The sequence below is a fragment of the Pseudoalteromonas sp. S558 genome (assembly GCF_005886635.1).
In the GTDB taxonomy this organism is placed as follows: domain Bacteria; phylum Pseudomonadota; class Gammaproteobacteria; order Enterobacterales; family Alteromonadaceae; genus Pseudoalteromonas; species Pseudoalteromonas aliena.
In genome coordinates, this window is sequence record NZ_PNDU01000218.1 from 1 (window position 1) to 23,090 (window position 23,090).

General features: G+C 40.0%; 19 protein-coding genes and 2 pseudogenes. 6 read left to right on the top strand and 15 right to left on the bottom strand.

Going from position 1 to position 23,090, the window contains the following annotated elements; genetic code table 11:
- On the top strand, positions 1–202 hold a 202-nt coding region (locus CWB66_RS14755), incomplete at its 5' end, for a transposase (protein ID WP_171037510.1).
- A 131-nt stretch (positions 203–333) separates the two neighbouring features.
- Here CWB66_RS14755 and CWB66_RS14760 read toward each other — a convergent pair.
- From CWB66_RS14760 to CWB66_RS14780, 5 genes and pseudogenes are all read right to left on the bottom strand, one after another.
- Positions 334–855: pseudogene (locus CWB66_RS14760) on the bottom strand (transposase); the annotation flags it as partial.
- Between the two features lie 32 nt (positions 856–887).
- Positions 888–1,364: a GreA/GreB family elongation factor gene (locus CWB66_RS14765; RefSeq protein ID WP_138585955.1), complete on the bottom strand. Its 477-nt coding sequence runs from the start codon at positions 1,362–1,364 to the stop codon at positions 888–890.
- A 139-nt stretch (positions 1,365–1,503) separates the two neighbouring features.
- The gene (gene secF, locus CWB66_RS14770) at positions 1,504–2,439 is read right to left on the bottom strand and encodes a protein translocase subunit SecF (protein WP_138585956.1); all 936 of its coding nucleotides are present in this window, start codon (positions 2,437–2,439) and stop codon (positions 1,504–1,506) included.
- Positions 2,432–4,270 carry a protein translocase subunit SecD gene (secD, locus tag CWB66_RS14775; RefSeq protein WP_138585957.1) on the bottom strand — a complete coding sequence of 613 codons (1,839 nt, stop codon included), beginning with the start codon at positions 4,268–4,270 and terminating at the stop codon, positions 2,432–2,434. Before secD ends, secF begins: the two co-directional genes overlap by 8 nt.
- Before the next feature lie 108 nt (positions 4,271–4,378).
- On the bottom strand, positions 4,379–4,840 hold the full coding sequence (locus CWB66_RS14780) for a hypothetical protein (protein WP_138585958.1): 462 nt from the start codon (positions 4,838–4,840) through the stop codon (positions 4,379–4,381).
- Positions 4,841–4,941: 101 nt separating this feature from the next.
- Here CWB66_RS14780 and CWB66_RS14785 point away from each other — a divergent pair, with 101 nt between their 5' ends.
- The 4 genes from CWB66_RS14785 (at position 4,942) to CWB66_RS14800 (ending at position 11,389) form a co-directional block, all read left to right on the top strand.
- Positions 4,942–6,720 (top strand): ABCB family ABC transporter ATP-binding protein/permease, encoded by a 1,779-nt coding sequence (locus tag CWB66_RS14785; RefSeq protein ID WP_138585959.1) that lies wholly within the window; start codon positions 4,942–4,944, stop codon positions 6,718–6,720.
- A gap of 240 nt (positions 6,721–6,960) precedes the next feature.
- Complete coding sequence (locus CWB66_RS14790) at positions 6,961–9,039, top strand: M13 family metallopeptidase (protein ID WP_138585960.1); 2,079 nt, start codon at positions 6,961–6,963, stop codon at positions 9,037–9,039.
- A 270-nt stretch (positions 9,040–9,309) separates the two neighbouring features.
- The gene (locus CWB66_RS14795) at positions 9,310–10,023 is read left to right on the top strand and encodes a YebC/PmpR family DNA-binding transcriptional regulator (protein WP_002959761.1); all 714 of its coding nucleotides are present in this window, start codon (positions 9,310–9,312) and stop codon (positions 10,021–10,023) included.
- 79 nt (positions 10,024–10,102) lie between these two features.
- The gene (locus tag CWB66_RS14800) at positions 10,103–11,389 is read left to right on the top strand and encodes a leucine-rich repeat-containing protein kinase family protein (RefSeq protein ID WP_138585961.1); all 1,287 of its coding nucleotides are present in this window, start codon (positions 10,103–10,105) and stop codon (positions 11,387–11,389) included.
- Between the two features lie 79 nt (positions 11,390–11,468).
- On the opposite strand, the gene CWB66_RS14805 is transcribed toward CWB66_RS14800, so the two are convergent.
- From CWB66_RS14805 to glk, 6 genes are all read right to left on the bottom strand, one after another.
- Positions 11,469–12,593: a sterol desaturase family protein gene (locus CWB66_RS14805; RefSeq protein ID WP_138585962.1), complete on the bottom strand. Its 1,125-nt coding sequence runs from the start codon at positions 12,591–12,593 to the stop codon at positions 11,469–11,471.
- Between the two features lie 209 nt (positions 12,594–12,802).
- Positions 12,803–13,807 (bottom strand): type I glyceraldehyde-3-phosphate dehydrogenase, encoded by a 1,005-nt coding sequence (gap, locus tag CWB66_RS14810; RefSeq protein ID WP_138585963.1) that lies wholly within the window; start codon positions 13,805–13,807, stop codon positions 12,803–12,805.
- Positions 13,808–13,816: 9 nt separating this feature from the next.
- Positions 13,817–14,437 carry a bifunctional 4-hydroxy-2-oxoglutarate aldolase/2-dehydro-3-deoxy-phosphogluconate aldolase gene (gene eda, locus CWB66_RS14815; protein WP_077537992.1) on the bottom strand — a complete coding sequence of 207 codons (621 nt, stop codon included), beginning with the start codon at positions 14,435–14,437 and terminating at the stop codon, positions 13,817–13,819.
- A gap of 33 nt (positions 14,438–14,470) precedes the next feature.
- A complete protein-coding gene (gene edd, locus CWB66_RS14820; RefSeq protein WP_138585964.1) occupies positions 14,471–16,321 on the bottom strand; it encodes a phosphogluconate dehydratase in 1,851 nt (616 codons plus the stop codon).
- Positions 16,322–16,652: 331 nt separating this feature from the next.
- The gene (locus tag CWB66_RS14825; protein WP_077537994.1) at positions 16,653–17,669 is read right to left on the bottom strand and encodes a LacI family DNA-binding transcriptional regulator; all 1,017 of its coding nucleotides are present in this window, start codon (positions 17,667–17,669) and stop codon (positions 16,653–16,655) included.
- Positions 17,670–17,707: 38 nt separating this feature from the next.
- Positions 17,708–18,700: a glucokinase gene (gene glk / locus CWB66_RS14830; RefSeq protein WP_138585965.1), complete on the bottom strand. Its 993-nt coding sequence runs from the start codon at positions 18,698–18,700 to the stop codon at positions 17,708–17,710.
- Positions 18,701–18,996: 296 nt separating this feature from the next.
- Between glk and CWB66_RS14835 the strand changes: the two genes are divergently transcribed.
- Positions 18,997–20,013: a LacI family DNA-binding transcriptional regulator gene (locus CWB66_RS14835; RefSeq protein WP_138585966.1), complete on the top strand. Its 1,017-nt coding sequence runs from the start codon at positions 18,997–18,999 to the stop codon at positions 20,011–20,013.
- 164 nt (positions 20,014–20,177) lie between these two features.
- Here CWB66_RS14835 and CWB66_RS14840 read toward each other — a convergent pair whose 3' ends face one another.
- The 4 genes and pseudogenes from CWB66_RS14840 to CWB66_RS14855 form a co-directional block, all read right to left on the bottom strand.
- The gene (locus CWB66_RS14840) at positions 20,178–21,326 is read right to left on the bottom strand and encodes a DNA cytosine methyltransferase (RefSeq protein WP_138585967.1); all 1,149 of its coding nucleotides are present in this window, start codon (positions 21,324–21,326) and stop codon (positions 20,178–20,180) included.
- 62 nt (positions 21,327–21,388) lie between these two features.
- Complete coding sequence (locus CWB66_RS14845) at positions 21,389–21,637, bottom strand: Rho-binding antiterminator (RefSeq protein ID WP_138585968.1); 249 nt, start codon at positions 21,635–21,637, stop codon at positions 21,389–21,391.
- Between the two features lie 23 nt (positions 21,638–21,660).
- Positions 21,661–22,010 (bottom strand): annotated as a pseudogene (locus CWB66_RS23080) (DUF417 family protein); the annotation flags it as partial.
- 39 nt (positions 22,011–22,049) lie between these two features.
- Positions 22,050–22,682 (bottom strand): trimeric intracellular cation channel family protein, encoded by a 633-nt coding sequence (locus CWB66_RS14855; RefSeq protein ID WP_138585969.1) that lies wholly within the window; start codon positions 22,680–22,682, stop codon positions 22,050–22,052.
- Positions 22,683–23,090: the final 408 nt, after the last annotated feature.

Below are 23,090 nucleotides of genomic sequence, written 5' to 3' on the forward strand. Positions count from 1 at the left end.
CCCAGTGATCCCTAGAAAGAAAAACTCAAAAACAGGTAATGGTGATATTGATTGGTGCTTATATAAATATAGGCATTTAGTTGAAAATGCCTTTGCAAGGCTAAAGCACTTCCGTGCTATAGCGACAAGGTACGATAAATTGAAATTACAGTTTGAGAGTATGTTAGCGCTGGCATGTGCAATGATTTGGCTACCAATGTGAAAGATCAACAGCCCCTAATGCGTTACTTTCATTTCATCCAGTAAATAAGTTATTTGTACTCTTAAACCTAAATTGCGCGCATGAAAATGCTCCGCATTATGCAGTGTTCATTTTTTGCCAAGTCGTACGTTTTATGCGAGTAACTTCTCGCAGTTACTAATATTTGATCGCCGTTTTCTGTTTAAATTTTCACAATAACTTGCTTGTGAGATTGGTCTGCCTACTGCGCCGTGAAATACGCGTGTAAATTGTGTGGTGAGTTTTAACAAATTTTCGGGAGAAATATTCACTCTTTCGAGTAAGGGTATACTTTCGATATACCCTCGTTTGCCTTCTCGTATACAACGCCCTGTTAGTTCAACAAGTTCAAGGTACGATTTAAGCTCAAATGGGAGCCCTTTTGGCATAGTTTGACGTGGCATGCCTGCAAAGCGGAGTAATTGTTTTGGCTGCTTGCCTTCTTTTGCGCATATTAGCCGTACTCGAGCACTGGTATGGTCTGATTCTTCTGGTGTCTTTGCCATTTTGGCTCTAATGGGGTTTAAATCTACATACGCCATGCAGGCCGCCAATGCGGCTTCATCTAATAATGCTTGCGAACTAAATCGTCCCTCCCAAAACCTGAAAGTGCAGTTATCTTCTTTATTTGATCTGCTGGATGGCGCTTCGCTTAAAAAGCCAAACCTTATAAAATCTCTACCACCACGTATTCGTGGGCTTTACCTGCAATTGTTAACGTAATTTCATCATCAATCTGTTTATTTAATAACTGCTTACCCATTGGTGCGCCGGGTGTTACAACAGCAATGGAGTGCTGTTTAACATTTACCGTTAACCCACCTGCGGCTGGCCCTAAATAAAACCATTTTTGCGCTGCGTTATCATCTTCTAAACATACCAGCGAACCAATAGCTATTTTGTCGGTTGGTTTTTCATTAAAGGCAGGTTCGAACAATTCTATGCTTTTATAGCAATCGTTTACGCGCTGGGCTTGGCCTTGTGCTAAATAAGCGGCTTCGAGCCCTAGGGTATCGTATTTATTTTCGGCTATGTTTTCTTCATGTGTGGCGGTGTCGTGCGCGGTTTTTGCCGCTACTTTTGCTGTTGTAAGCTGTGCTTCTAGCGCAAAACGAAGATGTTCGATAACGTGGGTTTTATTCATGGGGATTAATACAATACAGGCAGTAAAAATAAGGCAACTAGTTTAACATTTTTGCGGGGTTTAAAACCATTATTTTAAACCCCGCAAGTTTGATTGGGATAGTTACCTTTAAAAATACTCTTTTCGTTTATTAAAAACCTTATGGCATATCTAATAATGTTTGCGTGTGGGCATCTACTTTAACTTCGTAGTTTTTAGCGCTTAAGCCCAATAGCTCTGGCAAGGTTGCCGCTATACAAATAGACGAGAACGTACCCACTACAATGCCGGTAAATAATGCAATAGCAAAGCCTTGCAGTGGTGCGCCTGCAAGTAACCAAACGCTGGCAACCGTTGCAAGTGTGGTACCCGACGTTATTAAGGTACGTGTTAGCGTACTTTTAATCGCATTATTAATAATAGTCGCTGGGCTAAGTACATTGTTCGATTGAACACGTAAAAGCTCGCGCACTCTATCCCCTACTATTATTGAGTCGTTAAGTGAGTAACCAATAATAGCCAGTAAGCTGGCCAGCACGGTTAGGTTAAACTCAATTTGTAATAGTGAAAATAACCCAAGTACAAGTATTAAATCGTGCACTAGCGCTACCACAGAGCCGAGTGCTAAGCGCCACTCAAAACGCACTGCAAGGTAAATCATTACCGCAATCATTGCAGCAAACATGGCTAAACAGCCTTGATCAAATAACTCATCGCCCACTTGTGAGCCAATATAGGCCGACGATAAAACCTGTGCGTTTATATCATCATTTTGTGTAACGGCGCTTTGCCAATCAAGGTTATTAGCTGTTTTTGATGCACTTGGCGCTTCTCTTAATTGAAAATGGCTATTACCTTGCGCGGTTAGCTCAAACTCACCATTGTGATTTTTAGAAATAAACGATTGAAGCTCTTTTAGTTCAACGCTTTGGCTAGTTGTAAACTCTGTTAAATAGCCACCAGTAAAGTCTAGGCCAAAATTTAAACCTTTTTGCGCAAGCGTAACTACTGATAGCAGCACTAACATGGCGCTTAAAAGCATGCCCATAAAGCGTAAACGTGTGCCCGCCTCGCCTTTCAAAAAATAATTAAGCATGTACTTTTACTCCTGCTTTTTTACCCATTTTTAAATACAACGTTTGGCTTAATATTTTTGATACGTACACACCTGTAAATACAGACGTTAAAAGCCCCAGTGCGAGTGTAATGGCAAAACCTTTAACGGGCCCGTAGCCTATGCCGTATAAAATAAGTGCGGTGATCATGGTGGTTATATTGGCATCAAATATTGTATTTGCGGCTTGTTTATAACCCTCTTGAATAGCCTGATATGGTGCACGGCCTTGGCGACGTTCTTCTTTAATGCGTTCAAATATTATTACGTTAGTGTCTACCGCCATACCTATGGTTAGTACTAGGCCTGCGATACCTGGTAGCGTTAACACAACCCCTGGTAATAATGACATTAAGCCTACAAGCGACGTTAAATTTAATATAAGTGCCACGTTTGCAATAAGACCCAAACGGCGATACCAAAGCGCCATAAATGCAAGGGTAATACCCATCCCTAACATAAGCGCGGCGAAGCCATTACTAATGTTTTCTTGACCGAGGCTTGGCCCTATTGTTTGTTCGTGCACAATTGTAACGGGTGCTGTAAGTGAGCCTGCACGTAGTAACAATGCTAGATCGGCTGCAGCTTGTTGGCTTTTCATATTGGTAATACTAAAACGCGAACTTAAATGCTGAGCAATATTGGCAACGTTAATAACGTCGCTTTTTTTAACTACTTCGCCTTTAGCATTTTGAGAATATTCAGAGTAAACCGTCGCCATTGGCTTACCAATATTGGCTTTTGAAAACGCCGACATCGCATCGCCGCCTTGGCCATCTAAACTTAGTTGTACCAATGGTTTACCCCAATCGTCGCGGCCTATATTGGCATTATTAATATGATCCCCCGTAAAGATTGGTACAGGATCGAGCTTTATAGTCCCACCCGATTGCATATTAAATGTTTGTCCGCCAATTTCTTTTAATTGATAAAAGCCAAGCGATGCGGTTGCACCGATAATACGCTTGGCTTCGCTAGGATCTTGCACGCCTGGTAGTTCTATACGAATACGGTGCTTACCTTGTCGCTGTGTTACGGCTTCGGTAATACCTAACTCTTCAATACGTGAGCGAAGGGTTGTAAGTGTTTGCCCCATGACTTCTTTGTCAAAGCTACTGCGCCCTTGCTCTGAATAACTAAATCTGGCGGTTTTAACGCTGCCATTATTGCTTGTTACCACGGCTAAATTAGCAAAGCGGCTTTGTAGCTCTTCAATAACGGGGGCTAACTTGTCGGCTGCATTAGGCAATGCGTTTATTTCAAACCCGTGCTGAGTTTGCTGCGCTTTTACGCCATGTGCTTTTTGCTTAATGATGATCGATTTAGCTTGTAGATACGCACTGACTAATTGCTCATCAACGGCTTTATCTAAATCTACGTCTAGTACAAATAGCACACCGCCATTTAAATCAAGGCCAAGCTTTATTGGTGATAAACCAAAATCTTGTAACCATTTAGGGCTGGTTGCATGCTCAACAATTTTAACTTGCGTGTTTGGGTATTGCGCTTTTATAGCCGCTTGCGCCTGAGCGCTTTTAGTTGGCTCGTTTAAAAGTACATTAATAGTTGATTGCTTATCTAAGCCCTGTTCAACATCAAGCCCTTGGTTATTTAAAAAAGTAACTAGGGTTTTAGTGCTCGGTAAAGATTGCGTTTCGCTGTGCGGGGTAGCACTGATGTGCAACCACGATTTATTTGGGTATAAATTTGGTAATGCGCTGATAGCTAATAAAACCAATACTATTAGCATGGCTATACAGCTTAATTTGAACTTAGCCGTAGACGGCTTTTTATCTTTTTTAAAACTTAACATGTTGAATCCTTATTGCCAGCAAAGCTAGCAACGTACTTTTTAAAAGCACAATTAATCTGCAGGCTAAAACTTTAAAAGTTAAAACCTAATAAAATTAAATAAGGAAAATTAAGCGTGGTAGGTAGTTACAGCTCTGTAGAGTAAGTTTACGTCTTTCCAGCCACTCAAGCGCGACTTTTTACTATTAGTGACAAGCATATACCAAGGCTGTATAGGATTAACGGCTCTTGGTGGTAAGAAAATATGCCTAACAAGATTTTGAGCAAAAAATTCAAAAACCACATCGTATTCTGGCTCACTTTGAACAGTGTGCAAAAACAATGATGAATTATTGGCAATTAACCTTGGTTGGTGCGCGTCAAAATCGGTTTGATGCGTTTTTTTATGCTGCGCAGTATCTACAGACTTACTAATAGGCTGTATTTTAGTTAAATCGCCAATATCAGTAAGCGAAACCTGCGTACTAACAGTCATATTTAAATTTTGTGAGACGCCCATAGCATTACTTTGCACACTAAAAAGTGCAGCAAGTAGTAAAAAGGCAGTTAAAAACACTCTAAATTTAAACATTCACGTTTTAAAACTAAAATAAGGGATGCGTAGTATATAAGGGCAAGCATTTAAAATACAATGCTTATTAATTAAGTATTTAGTTTTAACAGAGATCACTAATGCGCCCCAGACAAAGCACAGAAAAACGACCAGACGCCATGAATTTACGCCAAAGTGTAAAAACACTGTGGCCCTACCTTACAAAATTTAAAGGCCGTGTTTTTATTGCACTTATGGCGCTTATTGGCGCAAAAGGTGCCACGCTGTTAATGCCTTGGGCGCTTAAAGAAATAATAGACTCTGTAGATAAGTCGATTAACCCACTGTTAGTTATTCCCGCTTTATTGTTATTAATGTACGGTGCACTGCGTTTTGCTAGCGTATTTTTAGGTGAAATAAGAGATGCTGTATTTTCTCGCGTAACCGAGCACGCCATGCGTGATATAGGTTTAAAAGTGTTTAAGCATTTGCATTCACTTGAGCTGGCTTTTCATTTAGACAGGCAAACAGGCGGTATTAGCCGCGATATAGAACGCGGTACTAGCGGGTTAAGTTTTTTAATGCGCTTTTTAATGTTTAACATTGTGCCTACTTTGTTTGAAATACTGACCGTTGCGATTATTTTTGGCACGTTGTTTTCTGTTTGGTTTGCGCTGATTACATTATTGGCAGTCGCCATTTATATTACCTTTACTGTGGTGGTTACTCAGTGGCGAAACCGCTTTATTCGAGAAGCAAATGCTGCCGACAATCAAAGTAATACCCGCGCTATAGACAGCTTGCTTAATTATGAAACTGTAAAATATTTTAATAATGAGCAGTTTGAAGCCAAAACGTACGACACCTTTTTAGCAAACTGGGAAAAAGCCCGTTTAAAAAATAGAATGTCGTTGCTCGCCCTTAACTCAGGCCAAGCACTTGTTATCGCTTGTGCTATTACCGCGTTAATGTGGTTAGGCTCAACCGAGGTAGTTGCAGGTACACTCTCTATTGGTGAACTTGTGATGATTAACGCGTATATGATTCAATTGTTTTTACCGCTTAACTTTTTAGGCTTTGTGTACCGCGAAATAAGACGCGCCCTAACCGACCTTGAAAACATGCTTGGGCTACTTAATAAGAAACCACAAATAACCGATGCACTTAATGCTAAAGAGCTCAATATTAGCCAAGGTGAAATAACATTTAATAATGTAAGTTTTAGTTACGATACCCATCGGCCTATTCTTAATAACCTTAGTTTTGGTGTTAAAGCTGGCAGCAAAGTAGCCATTGTTGGTGCAAGTGGAGCTGGTAAAAGTTCATTAGCGCGACTGCTTTATCGTTTTTATGATGTAAGCGCTGGCGAAATTAGTATCGATAATCAAGCAATAAACTCAGTAACACTTAATAGTTTACGAAAAGCCATTGCTATCGTGCCGCAAGATACCGTGCTGTTTAACACCACCATTCGTGAAAATATCGCTTACGGCAGACCATCAGCAAGCGATGCTGAAATTGACGAAGCCATTGCAATGGCGCATTTAAAAGACTTTATAGCAACACTTGATAAAGGCGATAAAACACTGGTTGGCGAACGTGGTTTAAAAGTATCTGGCGGCGAAAAACAGCGTATTGCTATTGCGCGCGCTATTTTGAAAAAATCCCCTATTTTAATTTTTGATGAAGCAACATCTGCACTCGACTCTCATTCTGAGCAAGCAATACTTGCGGCAATGCGTGAAGTTGCCAGTAACCATACGAGTATTGTTATTGCTCATCGGTTATCTACAATTACCGATGCAGACACCATTATTGTGCTCAAAGCAGGACAAATTATTGAGCAAGGTAGGCACGATGAGTTACTTACACTCGCCGGAGAATATGCCCGTATGTGGGAGCTTCAGCATAAAAAATAAATAGTGTGTAACCCCTCTTAGCTCGGATACTTTCAAGTCTTCGAGCTAAATAAAGCGTTTATAGCACCTATTAGCCTTTCTCTTTTCCTCTATATTAGTTTTATCGAGCACTGTGGTGATTCACCTCAAAAGGTTTGTTTGTATGATTAATATCAATAACAATCGATAAATTAAATATTCGTAATAATAAAAATGATTCACTGCTGCTTTAATTCAATCAGTGATACTCAGGAGTAAGTAATGAAAAAGAGTTTAATTGCCGCAGCATTAGCTGCCACATTTATTACCGGTTGTTCAGAGCCGCAAACAACAAAAACAGACGGGCAACAATCTAAAGTAGCGACAGCAACAGTGGCAGAAAAAGCAGAGTTAGGTAGTTTTGGTGTTGACCTAACAGCGCGTAACGAAGCCGTTAAACCAGGCGATGACTTTTTTATGTATGCCAGTGGCACGTGGTATGACAACTACGAAATGCCTGCAGATAAAACCCGCTACGGTGCATTTTCAGGATTAGCTGAGCGCAGCGAAGGCGATGTTAAAGCTATTATTGAAGAAATAGCCGCACGTAAAGATTTAAACGCAGAAGAAAAACTCGTTGCTGATTTTTACAATGCCTATATGGATACCGAAACACTTAATAAACTCGGTGTAGCGCCTATTAAGCCATTGTTAAGTGAAATTAATGATATATCGTCGACTGACGATTTAGCTGAGATGTTTGGTAAGTCTTGGTTAACCGGTAATAAAGCCCCTTTTGGCGGCGGTATGTGGTTTAATCGCCTAGACCCTAACAAATATGAAATGTCACTAGGTGCTGGTGGTTTAGGCTTACCCGATCGTTCTTACTACCTTGAAGACGCTGAGCGCTTTGTTAAAACCCGTACAGCTTATGTTGCTCACATTGCTGACATGCTTAAGTTTGCAGGCAATGAAAATACCACTGAGCGTGCTCAAGCAATTCTTGACCTTGAAACCAAAATTGCACAAGGTCATTGGCCTCGTGAAAAGCGCCGTAATCGCGATTTAACGCTAAACCAAATTAAACGCGCCGATTTAAGCACTGCTTATCCTGGTTTTAACTGGGATTTATATTTTGCGCAAACAGGTTATAAAGTACCTCAGTTAAATGTCTCTCAACCTGAACCTATAAAAGCGATGATTGAGCTAATCAATCAAGAAGATATTGCAGTATGGAAAAACTACCTAACGTATCACGCTATTAGCGGTAACGCAGGTTTACTATCAGAAGACATATTTAATACTAACTTTGCTTTTTTTGGCAAAGAACTAAACGGACAGCAAGAGCCTCGCCCTCGTTGGAAACGTGCAATAAGTGAAATGTCAGGCACAAGTTCGCTTGGTTTTGCTATTGGTAAAATATACGTAGCGCGTTACTTCCCTGAATCATCTAAACAACAAATGTCAGAGCTGGTTGAAAACCTGCGTACAGCCCTGGGTGAGCGTATTGATAACCTAGAGTGGATGGGCGATGCCACAAAAGTAAATGCACGCGCTAAACTGGCTGCATTTGTACCAAAAATTGGTTATCCCGATGTATGGCAGTCTTATGATGGTTTAAGCATTACTAAAAACGATTTGATTGGTAATGTAAAAAACATGCGTGAGTTTTTCCACGCAGAAAGTGTTGAAAAAGAGCTACAAAAAACAGACCGTAACCGCTGGGGCATGACGCCACAACGCGTAAACGCTTACTACAATAGCTCGTTTAATGAAATTGTATTTCCGGCTGCGATATTACAACCGCCGTTTTTCGATCCAAATGCCGATCCGGCTGTAAACTATGGCGGTATTGGTGCTGTGATTGGTCACGAAATGGGTCATGGGTTTGACGATCAAGGTTCAAAATCAGACGAAAACGGGGTGCAACGTAATTGGTGGACTGATGCTGACCGCGCTGCATTTGACAAAAAAGCCGACCAACTAGCTGCCCAGTACAGTAAATACGAACCAATCGAAGGTAACTTTGTTAATGGTCGAAATAGCCTTGGCGAAAACATTGGTGATGTAGGTGGTTTGTCGATGGCTTATCACGCGTACAAGCTAAGTTTAAATGGTAAAGAAGCGCCTGTTATTGACGGCGTTACTGGCGATCAACGTTTCTTCCTTGCGTGGGCACAAGTATGGAAAGAAAAACGTACTGAGCAAAGCATGCTTAACCAACTTCGTGGTGGCACACATGCCCCAGGTCGCTTTAGAGCACAAGCGCCACGTAACCACGATGCATGGTACAAAGCGTTTGATGTAAAACCAGGCGATGAGTTATACCTTCCTGAAGATGAACGTGTACGTATTTGGTAAGTAGTATATGAGGCTATTAATTTGCCTCGTTTAATTTTATTACTCAATTAGGCAACTCATTAAATGAGTTGCCTTTTTATTGGGTTAAATTTGCTCTGATAACCCTCTTTAAATCAGCACCAAAACACTTCACTAAAATACATTTTAGATGGTTTTTAAACGCGGCTGTTCTAATCTGCTTTAATACTTACTAGCCCTTGAATGCATTTACCTTTAGAATACGCGCTATAATTTTATTCTATTATTTACATATATTAAGGCGAAACGCAGATGGGAAGAGCTTACCAAAACAAAAAAGATTCAATGGCTAAGACTGCGGGTGCTAAAACTAAAGTTTATTCTAAGTACGGCAAAGAAATTTATATTTGTGCTAAAAACGGCGGTGTAGATCCAGATGGTAACTTATCATTACGTCGTTTAATTGAGCGCGCTAAAAAAGACCAAGTACCAGCACACGTTATTGACCGCGCAATCGACAAAGCAAAAGGTGGCGGCGGTGAAGACTACGCAGCAACCCGTTACGAAGGTTATGGCCCTGGTAACTGTATGATTATTGTTGACTGTTTAACAGACAACAACAAGCGTACCTTTGCTGATGTACGTGTTTGTTTTACTAAAGCAAATGCTAAAATTGGCGCTCAAAACTCTGTTTCACATTTATTTGATCACCTTGCTATTTTTGTATTTGACGGTGATGACGACGAAGCAGTACTTGAAGCTCTTATGATGGCTGATGTTGATGTAACTGATGTAGAAGTAGATGACGGTAAAGTCACTGTTTTTGCTCCTCACACAGAGTACAACAATACACGTACTGCGCTTGAAGAAATGGGCGTGACTGAATTTGACGAAGACCTAATTAGCTTTGTGCCACAAATTGAAACGCCTATTGAAGGCGAAGACGTTGAAGTTATGGAACGCTTTTTAGCAATGTTAGAAGATTGCGACGACGTACAAAACGTTTACCATAACGCGCAATTCTAAAGAGCGATTTAGTAAGTTAGAACGACTTTAAGCCAACAGCTATGTTGGCTTTTTCATTTTTAGAACGTGGTATAAATATATGAATAATCTTACAGAGCTTAAAAGTGGCAAACTTGTTGGCGCTACTCGCCTGCAATTAGTAGAAGAGCTAACGACATTTCCTGAAGAGATTTTTAGCTTAGCTGACACGCTTGAAGTTCTCGATTTATCAAATAATAACTTATCAACACTACCTGATGAATTTGCCTGTTTAACACACCTTAAGCGTGTATTTTTATCGTTTAATCAGTTTAAGCATTTTCCTGCTGTGCTGGCTAAATGCCCTGCTTTAATTATGGTTGCGTTTAAAGGTAACCAAATTTCTGAGTTTGCTTTAAACAGCCTACCAAAAAATATTGAGTGGCTAATACTCACCGATAATACGTTAAGCGAATTGCCTGAAGACTTTGGTAATTATACCCAGCTTAAAAAGCTTGCGCTTGCGGGCAATCAACTTAAGCAACTACCAAGTAGTATGGCGCAGTGCAAAAGCCTTGAGCTTGTTAGGCTCTCTGCTAATAACTTAACACACATAGACGACTGGCTGTTTCAACTGCCCAAACTTGCTTGGCTTGCGTTTGCCGGTAACGATTTTAATAAAGCCCAGTGCCTTACAAAATGCAGCTTAGAAAATAAACCTCTTAACGATTACACACTTAGTCATGTTATTGGCCAAGGTGCATCGGGCGTTATTCATTTAGCGCAAGCTGTTGAAAGCGCTGTAGCGATTAAATTATTTAAAGGTGCAATTACCAGCGACGGCTACCCGCTTGATGAAGTAAATTGCTGCTTACAAGCAGGCGATCACGCTAATTTAATTAAAGTACTTGCCTACATTGAGCAAAGTGATCAGCTAGGTTTAGTAATGGAGCTAATAGATATAAGCTTTGCTAATTTAGGCCTGCCTCCAAGCCTTGAAACCTGTACGCGTGATACCTTTAATGATGATTGTCATTACTCAACTCACGCTATTTTAAAAATTGCACAGCAAATGGTAAGTACCTTACATCACTTACATGTTCGTAAAGTAAGTCACGGCGACGTGTATGCGCATAACACCATGATAAACAAAGATGCTGATGTATTATTTGGTGATTTTGGTGCAGCAACTAATTTAACGATGCTAAATGAGTATCAACAAAAGCAACTAGAGTTGATAGAAGTAAGAGCTTTGGGCTGTTTAATTGAAGACTTATTAAGCACGGTAACTGGCGATGATAGACAAAGTGAGCTCTTTGTTAAAATGTCCGATATTGTAAGCCGCGCTGTGCAGCCTTCGTTTAATCAAAGACCTACATTTACTAAATTATTGGCAGAGCTAAAATAGGTTTAATATTAATAAAATAAGCGAGCAAAATGTAACACCTTGCTCGCTTTTAATTTATGTTTATCCGGATTTCCCGAACTTATTTAGTGCGCTTAAACGGGTAAACCTGTTGTTTAAGCATACCTACCGGCATGTAATCCCCGACTACACCATACGCTTGTGGCCACTCTTTTTGGCCTTTAACAGCAGTACCGAACGCATAATCTAAAAACGAAAAATGTGCAGCGTAGTTACGATCAATCGCGGCTTTGTCTGACGCATGATGCCAATGGTGAAACTGCGGTGTAACCATAAAGTATTTTAGCCAACCAAATTTAACACGTACATTTGCATGGTTAAATACCGCCTGTAAACCCACAATTATTACGTACAAACTAATTATTTGCTGTGAAAACCCAAGTACAAATATAGGCGTGAGCACTAAGCTGCGAGTAACGAGTATTTCAAGAATATGCTGGCGAGAGCCCGCTAACCAATCCATTTCTTTAGCACTGTGATGTACGCCATGAAAACGCCATAATAAAGGGATTTCGTGATAAGCACGATGCACCCAATACTGCATTAAATCGGCCACAAGTATTATTAAAAACAACTGCACTAAAAAGGATGTTTGCTCTATATAACCTTGTACTGTAGATGATACAGCCCAGCCAAAGCCATAATGCACAAAGTGGTTAGTAACGAGTAATACAAAGCCAATAATCAAATGATTTACAAAAAAGTGATTTAAATCGCCTCGCCATTCACTACGTAATATTTTTTGATCTTTACGATGAGGTAATAACTTCTCAATCACAATAAATATAAGTGTTGAGCCGAGTAAATCTAAAATAAACCAATCAAGCCCTATATAAGGTGTATCGCTGGCAAACTCTTTTACTTCAACGTTTGGTCCGCCAAACATAATAGCGAGTAAAATAAAAAACCACGCTGTAGCCCCTAAGCGCTTATTGGTATTACGTACAAAGTTAAGTAATCCTAAACTGCCCGAAAGTAATAATGCTGCGAACATAAGCTGACGCAAAAAGTCGACGCTGTAGCTTTTACGTAGCTCTGGCGTGGTTAAATATTCAGGAAAGTGAAACGCTAGTACGCCCAAGCAACTTAGTATTGCTAAAAAGCAGGCTACGTAACCGCTTATGTTGCCCTCACCTATCTGAAGATGATTTGTGCGAAATATCTTTCGTGATAAAACTTTGATCATTGTTGTTATTCCTTGCGTCGTTGAGTTGATTGAGTACAACGAAATTTCCATTGGTTTACACACCGCTATATTAACAAAATTTGGGGTATAAAAAATACAATTAGATCACGCCCTACCTCTCTGCTAGCAAGTATTCGTATAATCCAAACACAAAAAAGCCACGCAATGCGTGGCTTGGTTGGATAAAGCAAAAACTTTTACAAGGTCAATTATAAGTACTGACCTAATGCTTTAACTTGATCTAACATGCGGTTTGAAAAACCCCATTCATTGTCGTACCAAGCCATGACTTTAACTAGTTTACCGTTTGCTTTAGTTTGCGTTGAATCAAAGATGGACGACGCTGGATTATGATTAAAGTCGATAGATACAAGCGGAAGCTCATTGTATTGTAAAATATCTTTCATCGAACCTGTCGATGCTTCTTTCATAATTGCATTGATTTCTTCTGCCGTTGTATCGCGTTTAGTGATAAACGTAAAATCAACTAAAGAAACATTGATTGTAGGTACACGTACCGACATACCATCTAATTTACCTGCAAGTTCTGGTAGTACCAAACCTACCGCAGCAGCTGCACCCGTTTTCGTTGGGATCATAGATTGAGTTGCACTACGCGCACGGTATAGATCTGGATGGTACACATCAGATAAGTTTTGATCGTTCGTGTAGGCATGGATTGTCGTCATGCTGCCTTGTTCGATACCTACGGTATCGTTAATTGCTTTTGCTAGAGGTGCTAAACAGTTAGTAGTACAAGACGCATTAGAAATAATGTTGCTATCAGCATTTAGTACATCGCTGTTAACGCCATGAACAACAGTTGCATCCATATCTTTACCAGGAGCTGAAACAATTACTTTTTTAGCGCCTGCTTCAATATGTTTTGCAGCATCATTACGCGCAGTAAAAAAGCCAGTACATTCTAAAACGATATCTACGTTTAGCGCTTTCCACGGTAAGTTTGCAGGATCGCGCTCTTGCGTTAACGTAATTACGTCATCACCAATTAACATGGTGTTGTTTTCAAGTGTTACTTTTTTAGAAAATTGACCATGTACAGAATCATATTGCGTTAAATGTGCATTAACATTAGCAGGTGCTAAATCATTAATTGCGACAATTTTAATTTCATTGTTTTGAGCTGACTCGTAAAGTGCACGTAATACATTGCGACCGATACGACCATAACCGTTAATTGCTACATTAATCATTTTAGACTCCTATTTAAGTTCACTTGCTTGGCGAGCAAGCGCTTCAATGGCTTGCCAGTCTTTATTTTCTATAAGTTGTTTATCTAGCATCCATGTACCACCAACACATATAACGTTGTTAAGCGCTAAATAGTTAGGTGCAGTTGCTAAGCTTATGCCACCCGTTGGGCAAAAAGTAATATGAGGTAATGGACCTCCGATTGACTTAAGCATCGCTGTTCCGCCTGCGGCCTCTGCAGGGAAGAACTTTAAATATTTAAAACCATGACTTGCTAACTGCATTACTTCACTTGCCGTCGCAGCGCCTGGTAAAAATGGTATATCTGATGTTTTAGCCAAAGTAATCAGCTCATCACTCACACCAGGACTCACCATAAAATCTGCACCAGCGGCAACTGATGCATCAAAGCTCGCTTTATCAACCACAGTACCTGTACCCACGTAAGCTTCTGGCACTGCTGCTTTCATTAGTTTTACAGCTTCTGCTGCAATGGGCGTACGCAGTGTGATTTCCAAGGCTTTTAAACCACCGTTAAATAACGCTCTTGCAAGTGGTGCTGCATCTTCTAATTTTTCGATTACAACCACTGGCACAACGGGTGCCGATGCTAAGATTTTTTCAATACTCATTACTTGTTCCTCATTACCCAGTATGGCTAATATTTATTCAAGTCCAAAAGCACTCGCGCCTAAATCGGCGCTGCTTACGATATTTCTAAATCCAGTAAATAATTCGCGACCCGTACCAAATGTTGCACTTGGCAGGCTAAGTTCTGCTTCACGTTTAGCGAGCTCTTCATCGCTAACATGTACTTTTAATATTCCGTTTGGCGCATCAAGCGTCACTAAATCGCCTTCACGAATTTTAGCAATAATGCCGCCCTCTACTGCCTCTGGTGCTAAGTGAATTGCTGCAGGTACTTTACCTGATGCACCTGACATACGACCATCCGTAACAATAGCGACTTTAAAACCTTCATCTTGAAGCGTTGCCATTACAGGAGTGAGTTTATGTAGCTCTGGCATGCCTTTCGCTTTAGGGCCTTGCTCTTTTAGTACGGCAATAAAATCTTGATTTAATTCACCACGTGAATACGCATCTTGAAGTGCACTTTGTGAGCTAAATACTTTTGCAGGCGCAGTAACCACTTGATGTTCAATAGCAACAGCTGACACTTTTATAACAGCTTTACCTAAGTTACCCGTTAAAAGTTGCAGACCACCTTGCTTACTAAATGGGTTGCTCACTGGGCGAAGTACTTCTTCGTCATGTGAGTTTGCTGGGCAATCTACCCACTTAATTTTAGTCGGCCCGGTTGAGTTGCTCATAATCAAACTTTCGTCTTTATCTAAACGAGGCTCTGTCATGTAAGGCGCAAGGCCATCACCCAACATTGTTTTAACGTTTGTATGTAAGTAACCAGCGCTTGCTAGCTCTCGCATTAAGAACCCCATACCACCGGCTGCTTGAAAGTGATTTACATCTGCTGAGCCATTCGGGTAAATACGCGTAAGCAGTGGAACAACTTCTGATAAATCAGACATGTCTTTCCACGTAACCTGAATGCCCGCAGCTTTAGCAATAGCAACAATATGAATTGCATGGTTTGTAGAGCCGCCTGTTGATAAAAGACCCACTAAGCCGTTTATAATTGTTTTTTCGCTGATCACATCAGCTAAACACGGGCTTTCTTTATCGTCTGTAAGTTGCTTGAGCATGGTTTCTACAGCATTACCTGTAAGACCATCACGAAGCTCAGTATAAGGATTAATGAATGAACTACCTGGAAGGTGCAAACCCATTATTTCCATTAACATTTGGTTTGAATTTGCTGTGCCATAAAACGTACAAGTACCTGCGCTGTGGTAAGAGGCGCTTTCGGCCTCTAATAAGTCTTCGCGACTTACTAAGCCTTGTGCAAATTTTTGGCGAATACGGGCTTTTTCTTTATTAGGAATACCTGATTGCATTGGCCCTGCTGGCAAAAAGAACACAGGTAAATGACCAAATGACAATGCACCAATTAATAAACCAGGGACAATTTTGTCGCAAACGCCTAAACAAAAAACGCCATCAAACACGTCGTGCGAAAGCGAAATTGCCGTAGACATCGCAATTACATCGCGAGAAAAAAGTGAAAGTTCCATGCCGTCACGCCCTTGCGTAACACCATCACACATAGCAGGTACACCACCGGCAACTTGTGCTGTAGCATCGTACTTTGTAGCAATGTCTTTAATTAAATCTGGGTAGTCTTTATACGGCACATGAGCCGACAGCATATCGTTGTATGAGTTTATGATGGCAAGGTTTGGCTGTTCATCAGCTTTCAAGCGCGCTTTATCATCGCTGCTACAAGCAGCCATAACATGGGCTATATTACCGCAACCTAATCCAGCACGAACTCTTGTTTGTTTTTTTGCGTGCGAAATGCGGTCTAAATAATCTTGACGGGTATTTTTGCTGCGTTCAATAACGCGCTGGGTAACTTCTTGAATACGAGGATGTAACATAATTTAACTCATCTCTATTAGTTAGAGGATAAAGGCTCAGTAGCAATTACAGACTCCACGTAAATAACTGCACTGAGCATCTTTGACTTACCCGTTCAAAGGTACGCTACCAAGGAGCCTCTCACAACAACCTTGACACCGGTGTCAGGGTATTAACGCATGAACATGACACCGGTGTCAACTGTAGTTGTTAAAAATAGCTTAACTTTTTAACATGACTAAATAATGAACGCTTTGATTTTTGTGTACAAGACCAATTTAAGCAAGTTTTAAACAAAAAAAGCCCGAATAAGCGTCACTCATATTCGGGCTACTGTGAAAATATTTTATATTAATTTTTTACTTGAGCGGTTGATTCACGTGCTATTAATCGAGATTCAAGAGTAACTTGACATGGTTGCTCTTGAGGTTGTGAAATATGTGAAATTAACTCGCTTACAGCAAGTTTCGTCATTTCTTCAACTGGTTGCGCTATTGTTGTCAGGCCAGGCCAAATATGGCGAGCAATGGGTGCATCGTCAAAGCCCGCTATAGAAATGTCATTCGGTACGGTTAAATTTCTTTGAGTAGCTAATTTAAGTACCGCAGCTGCCATGTAATCGTTAGAGGCAAAAACTGCCGTTGGCCTTGGCGATAAATCTAAAATGCTACGCGCACTATTCACACCAGAGTGATAACTAAAGTTACCCTCTTCTACTAGTCGCTCATCAAATTCAATTTTATGGTTTGCAAGCGAACGTCTGTATCCTTTAAAACGTTGTTGCGTCGCACTGTGATCAGGATGACCTTTAATAAATGCAATTGATTTATGGCCAAGACTAATTAAATGCTCCGTTATTTCAAAAGCGCCTTGTTCGTCGTTACTGCGTACAGAAATCGAGTCATCTTGTAATACTGCTGATGCCACTCTGGCATAAGGTATTTTTTTTGCTTTTAAAAGATTGACCAACTCAGCAAAATCACCAAACGGGGGCGTGAGCACGATGCCGTCTAAACGCGATGTTTGTAACAACTGTTCAATATTATTAATTAAAGCATCCCCTCTTAATTCACAAGGGTGTATCAAAAGGTTGTAATTATTTTCTCTACAAGCGGCTAAGGCACCGGTTTGTACACGCGTTATATAACTTTTACTTGGATTATCGTAAAGGCAACCAATAATAAAACTGCGATTTTGAGCAAGCCCACGCGCTATTGGATTGGGTGTATAATCGAGCTCTTTAAATACCGCAAGCACCTTTTCACGAGTCGCTGCACTCACATTTGGCTCGTTATTTAAAACGCGCGAGACGGTTTTTTTAGAAACACCAGCATGACTTGCTACACTATTTATGGTTACTTTTTTCATCTATCCATTATCCAAATACAACCAACAAGGCTAAAAGTCTATTTGCTATTGTGTAAACACGCAGCAGCACCAATTAGTGGAATATTATCTTGCGTTACCAGCGTGACAGGAATTTGCCCTGCGTATTGCGACATAATACCCTTTTGCGAGAATCGTTCAACAAAACGGCTTTCAAGTAAACGAGATTGCATACGCGGCAATATACCACCACCAATAAACAAACCGCCTAAAGTACCATAGGCTAATGCTAAATCGCCAGCAACACTGCCTATCCAATCACAAAATTGGTTTAACGTTGCATCACATACCGCACACTCACCACTATTTGCTAAACTACTAATTTGTGCGGCATCTAAATTTTTGGCAGGAATTCCCTTAACCGCAGCCATCGCTTTGTATAAATGCGTTATGCCTGGGCCTGAAAAAACGGTTTCTACTGACACGTGAGGATGCTCTTTACGTAACTCATTTATAAGCAATACATCTAATTCGTTAACAGCGGCAAGGGATATGTGCCCCCCCTCTGAACTTAACACCGATGTAGAATGTGAGGTTCTTACCAAACATGCAGCGCCAAAACCAGTGCCTGGTCCCATAACACCAATGTTTGCATTTTCATCAGCTTGGCCCGTTTTAATGGTTACGTTTTGCTGAGGATCTAAATACGGCGACGCATAGGCAAACGCTGCAAAATCATTAATAACTTCTAATTGTTCAAACTCAAAATGCTGTTTAAATTCGTTGACGCTAAAGTGCCACCCTAAATTAGTCAGATGCACTTGCCCTGCTTTAATAGGTCCTGCCACCGCTAAACATGCACGTGTAGGTTTAATATGAGAAACTGTCGATAAATAAAGCGTTAACGCTTTTTCGAGCGAACCAAAATCAGCACTGGGGAATGTGTTGTTGTGCTCTATCGTAAATTGATTTTTTGAATCATCAAAAGACGTTATAAGAGCAAAGCGCGCATTCGTGCCGCCAACATCAGCAACTAGAATAGGGTCAAATTGAGTAGAAGAGTGTAAGCTCATGGTGTTATCTCTTTTGTTTAAGCGATTCATGCTTATTATTCTACAATGGTAAACCATTGATATTTATTTACTTTGGGCTATCACCCCAAGGCAGCTATCACAGTAAAAGTACTGCCTATAAAACAAACATAGGCAGCTAATACGTTTTGACAACAAAATGATAAAACGTCCTTATTATGACACCGGTGTCATTGCCAAATCAATAAATAAATGCGTTTAAACACAAAAAGCTTGAAAAAATTAATTAATAAACGAAAATGGCACAATTATTTATCACTTTAATTAAGTTGTAACAAATGAAAGGTAAAGCTACATCATTTGACATTGCCCATTATGCAGGGGTATCTCAATCAACTGTATCTCGTGCTTTACGTAATAGTCCACTTGTTAACGAAGAAACCCGCAAACGTGTTCACGACATAGCAAAAAAACTTAATTACAAAGTAGATAAAAATGCCAGCAACCTTCGCACACAGCAAAGTAGCACACTCGCCCTGCTTTTGTTTGAAGATCCAACCTCAGATGACTCGCAAATTAATCCCTTTTTTCTAGCTATGCTCGGCAGTATTACCCGCGCGTGTGCAAAAGAAGGTTACGATCTTTTAGTCTCATTTCAATCTGCTAGCGCCGATTGGCAAGCTGACTATGAAGACAGCCACAGAGCCGATGGAATTATCTTGCTTGGCTATGGCGATTACATCGATTTTCAACCAAAATTTAATACCTTACTAGAGCAAAATACTAAATTTGTATGCTGGGGTGCAAAAGTTGATAACCGTCCAGATCTCACCGTTTGCTGCGATAACTACGGTGGAGGTAAGCAAGCTGCTGCCCATTTTATTGCCCATAGTCGTACTGATTGCGCATTTATTGGTGATGCATCGGATCATAGCCCAGAGTTTTTCTCTCGTTTTCAAGGATTCAAAGATGAGCTGCTTGAAAATAATGTCACCTTAAATGAGCGAAAAATGGCAAACGCAATATCCACTGAAGAGTCTGGCTATCATGCGACCCGCTCTTTAATTGCAAATAATATTAAATTTAATGCATTATTTGCAGCCAGTGATTTAATTGCAATTGGTGCAATACGGGCACTCAAAGAAGCTGGTATTAGTGTGCCTAAAGACGTTGCGGTTGTTGGCTTTGATAATATAGCCATAGCAAGTTACGTAAACCCACCACTTACGACTATAGAGCAAAATACAACGGTTGCTGGGCAAATGTTGGTGGAAAATTTGTTAAAACTTATACGCGGACAAGAAGTACAAAGCACCTTATTACCGCCGCTGTTAATTGCCAGAGGCTCAAGTTAATTTAAGTACTCTGAGATCATATTTAATACAAACCTGATCTGGCACTGTCACACCAATAAATTCTAATTTTCCAACTCTTATATTTAACAAAACCTAAGGTAGCAATTTTTCTTTTCTACCTTAGGTTTTGCGTGAAGTTTATTAAACTATTAGGTATCAACTTTTTATTTCTTTAGCGCCGTGAATATTGACAAGCCAATTTTCTCTGCAAGCTTTGCTGGAACTGCATTGCCTAACTGCCTCATCGCTTCCCCCCAAGAACCTTCAAAACTGAAATCGTCTGGGAAAGCCTGTATTCTTGCACTTTCGCGAACAGTGTAATATCTAACGCTACCATCCTCAAAACGAATCATATTTTCTCCACCAGGCACGCCATGCGCTCCTGCTTTAAGAGCCTTTGAAGGCTCATCGATATAACTACCAGTATGACCTGGGTAGATTTTAGCTCCACCTTTAAACACATGTTGATTATAATTTTTTGCATCTTCATGTTCACAATCGGGTAAACCAGATAAAGCATCACGTACTGTTACCCAAGGCTGGCTTTGTGGCGTTGATAAGCGATATTTCTGGCGAATCTTATCCACTTTTTTTAACATTTTTTCTTGCGCAATTTGCACAGGCAGATTGTGCCGCTTCCAATATTCACCTGAAACCCACTTATCCCAAATTAAAGATTCTTCTGAGTGAGTCGGTGTAGGAAACTCCCAGTTTTGGTCAATATCCGATCGAAAGCCAATAAAAAAAATGCGTTCTCGCTTTTGAGGAATACCATAATCAGCTGCATTAACAAGCTTACAGGTTACTTTATATTCTAATTGCATGTGATCACTTTGAGCATGATAGTGATCCAATCTAGATTTATGTAGCTGCCAAGGCTCATCAATAGCTTTGTTTAACGAGGGATATTGAAGCTGTAAAGTAATATACTCAAAATAATCAGAGAATGACTTTCTCATTAAACCTTTAACATTTTCAAATATGAAAGCTTTTGGTCTTTTTTCACGAATTGCGCGAATTGCTTGAGGGAACATATCTCTAGAATCTTCATTCCCTTTCGCTTTACCGCCCAAAGAAAAAGGCTGGCAAGGTGGGCCTCCCGATATTAAATCTATATCAGCATCAATCGCTGTATAATCAAAGTTTACGACACTGCATTCATACACACATTTTCCGAAATCAAATGCACTATTGAGTCTAATTGTTTTACAAGCATTTTTGTTCAACTCAACAATGGCTTTATGATGAAAGCCACTTTTAACCAAACCAAGCGCCAACCCCCCGCCACCAGAAAAAAGCTCAATTGAATTCATAGAAACCTTAGATAGTTATTTTTCAGACCATTATACAGTGATAATAAGGGAAAATATTGGCCTTACACATCAAAACTCACTTGGTCAAAGTACGGGTTTTGTGTGCACGATTTAAGTACGCTAATTGCTGTTAGCGCAATGAGTTGCAGCTCGCTATTGACGTTAACGACTATGCATTCCTCTCGATTAGCATTACGTTTTGTGTCAGTTGCTATACCATGCACAATATCACCACTTTTTAAAACAAGCTCAACGTGTAAACGGTTCATACAGGCTATTTCAATATAATCGTGTTGTTCGCAACTAATCATAAAAGCTCCTTTGTTTTATTTTAAAATAGCCCTAAGCCCAATAATATAGTAAATAATATATCAATTACATTTGATACGTTATGAACGCTAAAGATGTATACAACCACGACATAAATGGTGAAGTTTCGACAAGTCCAACAATGGTTTTTACTTCAACTCATAAAACTTTATACCGCCAATCCACCGTAAAACCATAGCAACGGGTATAAAATTTAAAACTCCGTACTGTTTGTCGGTCAGTTTATATTTATAAAATAAAAACAGATACAAGGGCACTACAACAAAGTATTAAATTATACCTTGCCCGCTACCAATAATTAGAAAGCCCCTAATTGCGCCACCAGCGGTTACTGGCAAACAAGGTAAGTAATGCGAATGCAGGTTTTAACATTCGTGACTATCGGCAATGTACTCAATCTTGGTTTCTAACGTCTTTTTTTCTGAATATAGTTAAGTGCCACCCCCAATGCAGTGAACCCAGTCTTAAAAATAGAGTGGTAAAAAATGAGCCTAAAATGCACCAAATATAATCTATGTTAAGACTAAATAAAGCACCATAAACAAGCCCACCAGCTAAACATGCAGATGCATAAGGTTCACTGCGCATAACGGTTGGTACCTCACGGCAAATAACATCGCGTATTAACCCACCAAAAATCCCTGTTGTTATACCCATGGTAATGGCGACCACCATGCCAGAGCCATTAATTAATGCTTTTTCGATTCCCATGATATTAAATAATGCCATACCAACAGCGTCTACGAGTAAAAAATAATAGTTATTAACGTGCGGTAGATATCGAATAAATACAATTGTTGCTATGACAGCGCCATAAGTAAAATATAAATATTCAGGCATTGCAATCCAAAATACTGGCTTGTTTAAAAGTATATCTCTGAGGGTCCCGCCGCCTAAAGCGGTAACCGTTGCCACCACAACGACACCAAATCCACTGATATTTTTTTCATACCCAAGTAACGCTCCCGCAACAGCAAAAAAAGCAACTCCGAGCAGCCCTAATACCATAAAATAGTCAGCAGTCATGGTCATTCCTTTTTAAAATATATAAGGCAATACTTCAACTTACATGCCAAAAGCACAATTAGTAAATATAAACATAGCAAATTGAAAGTATTTACTTTATTTCAGTTATAGAAAATTAAATGCGACTTACCCAAGGTAATTATTCTAATTATATGTATTTTTTACACACTAAAATGAACAAACGCTTTAATTTAAGTAGCGACCTTAATCAGGTAAACAACAGCCTATATTAACGCACAAAAGTTGCTACACTAGGGCGTGTTGACCTTTCGTGATTAATTTTGCAGCAGACTGTTTGGTATTTAGGCAAGGCAGAGCCTATGTAGTGTGGTTATTCCCCATAAATAGGCGATAACGCAGCATAAATGCCAAACATGCGCTGCCCTTTGGGTTCTTTCTAGGGACGAT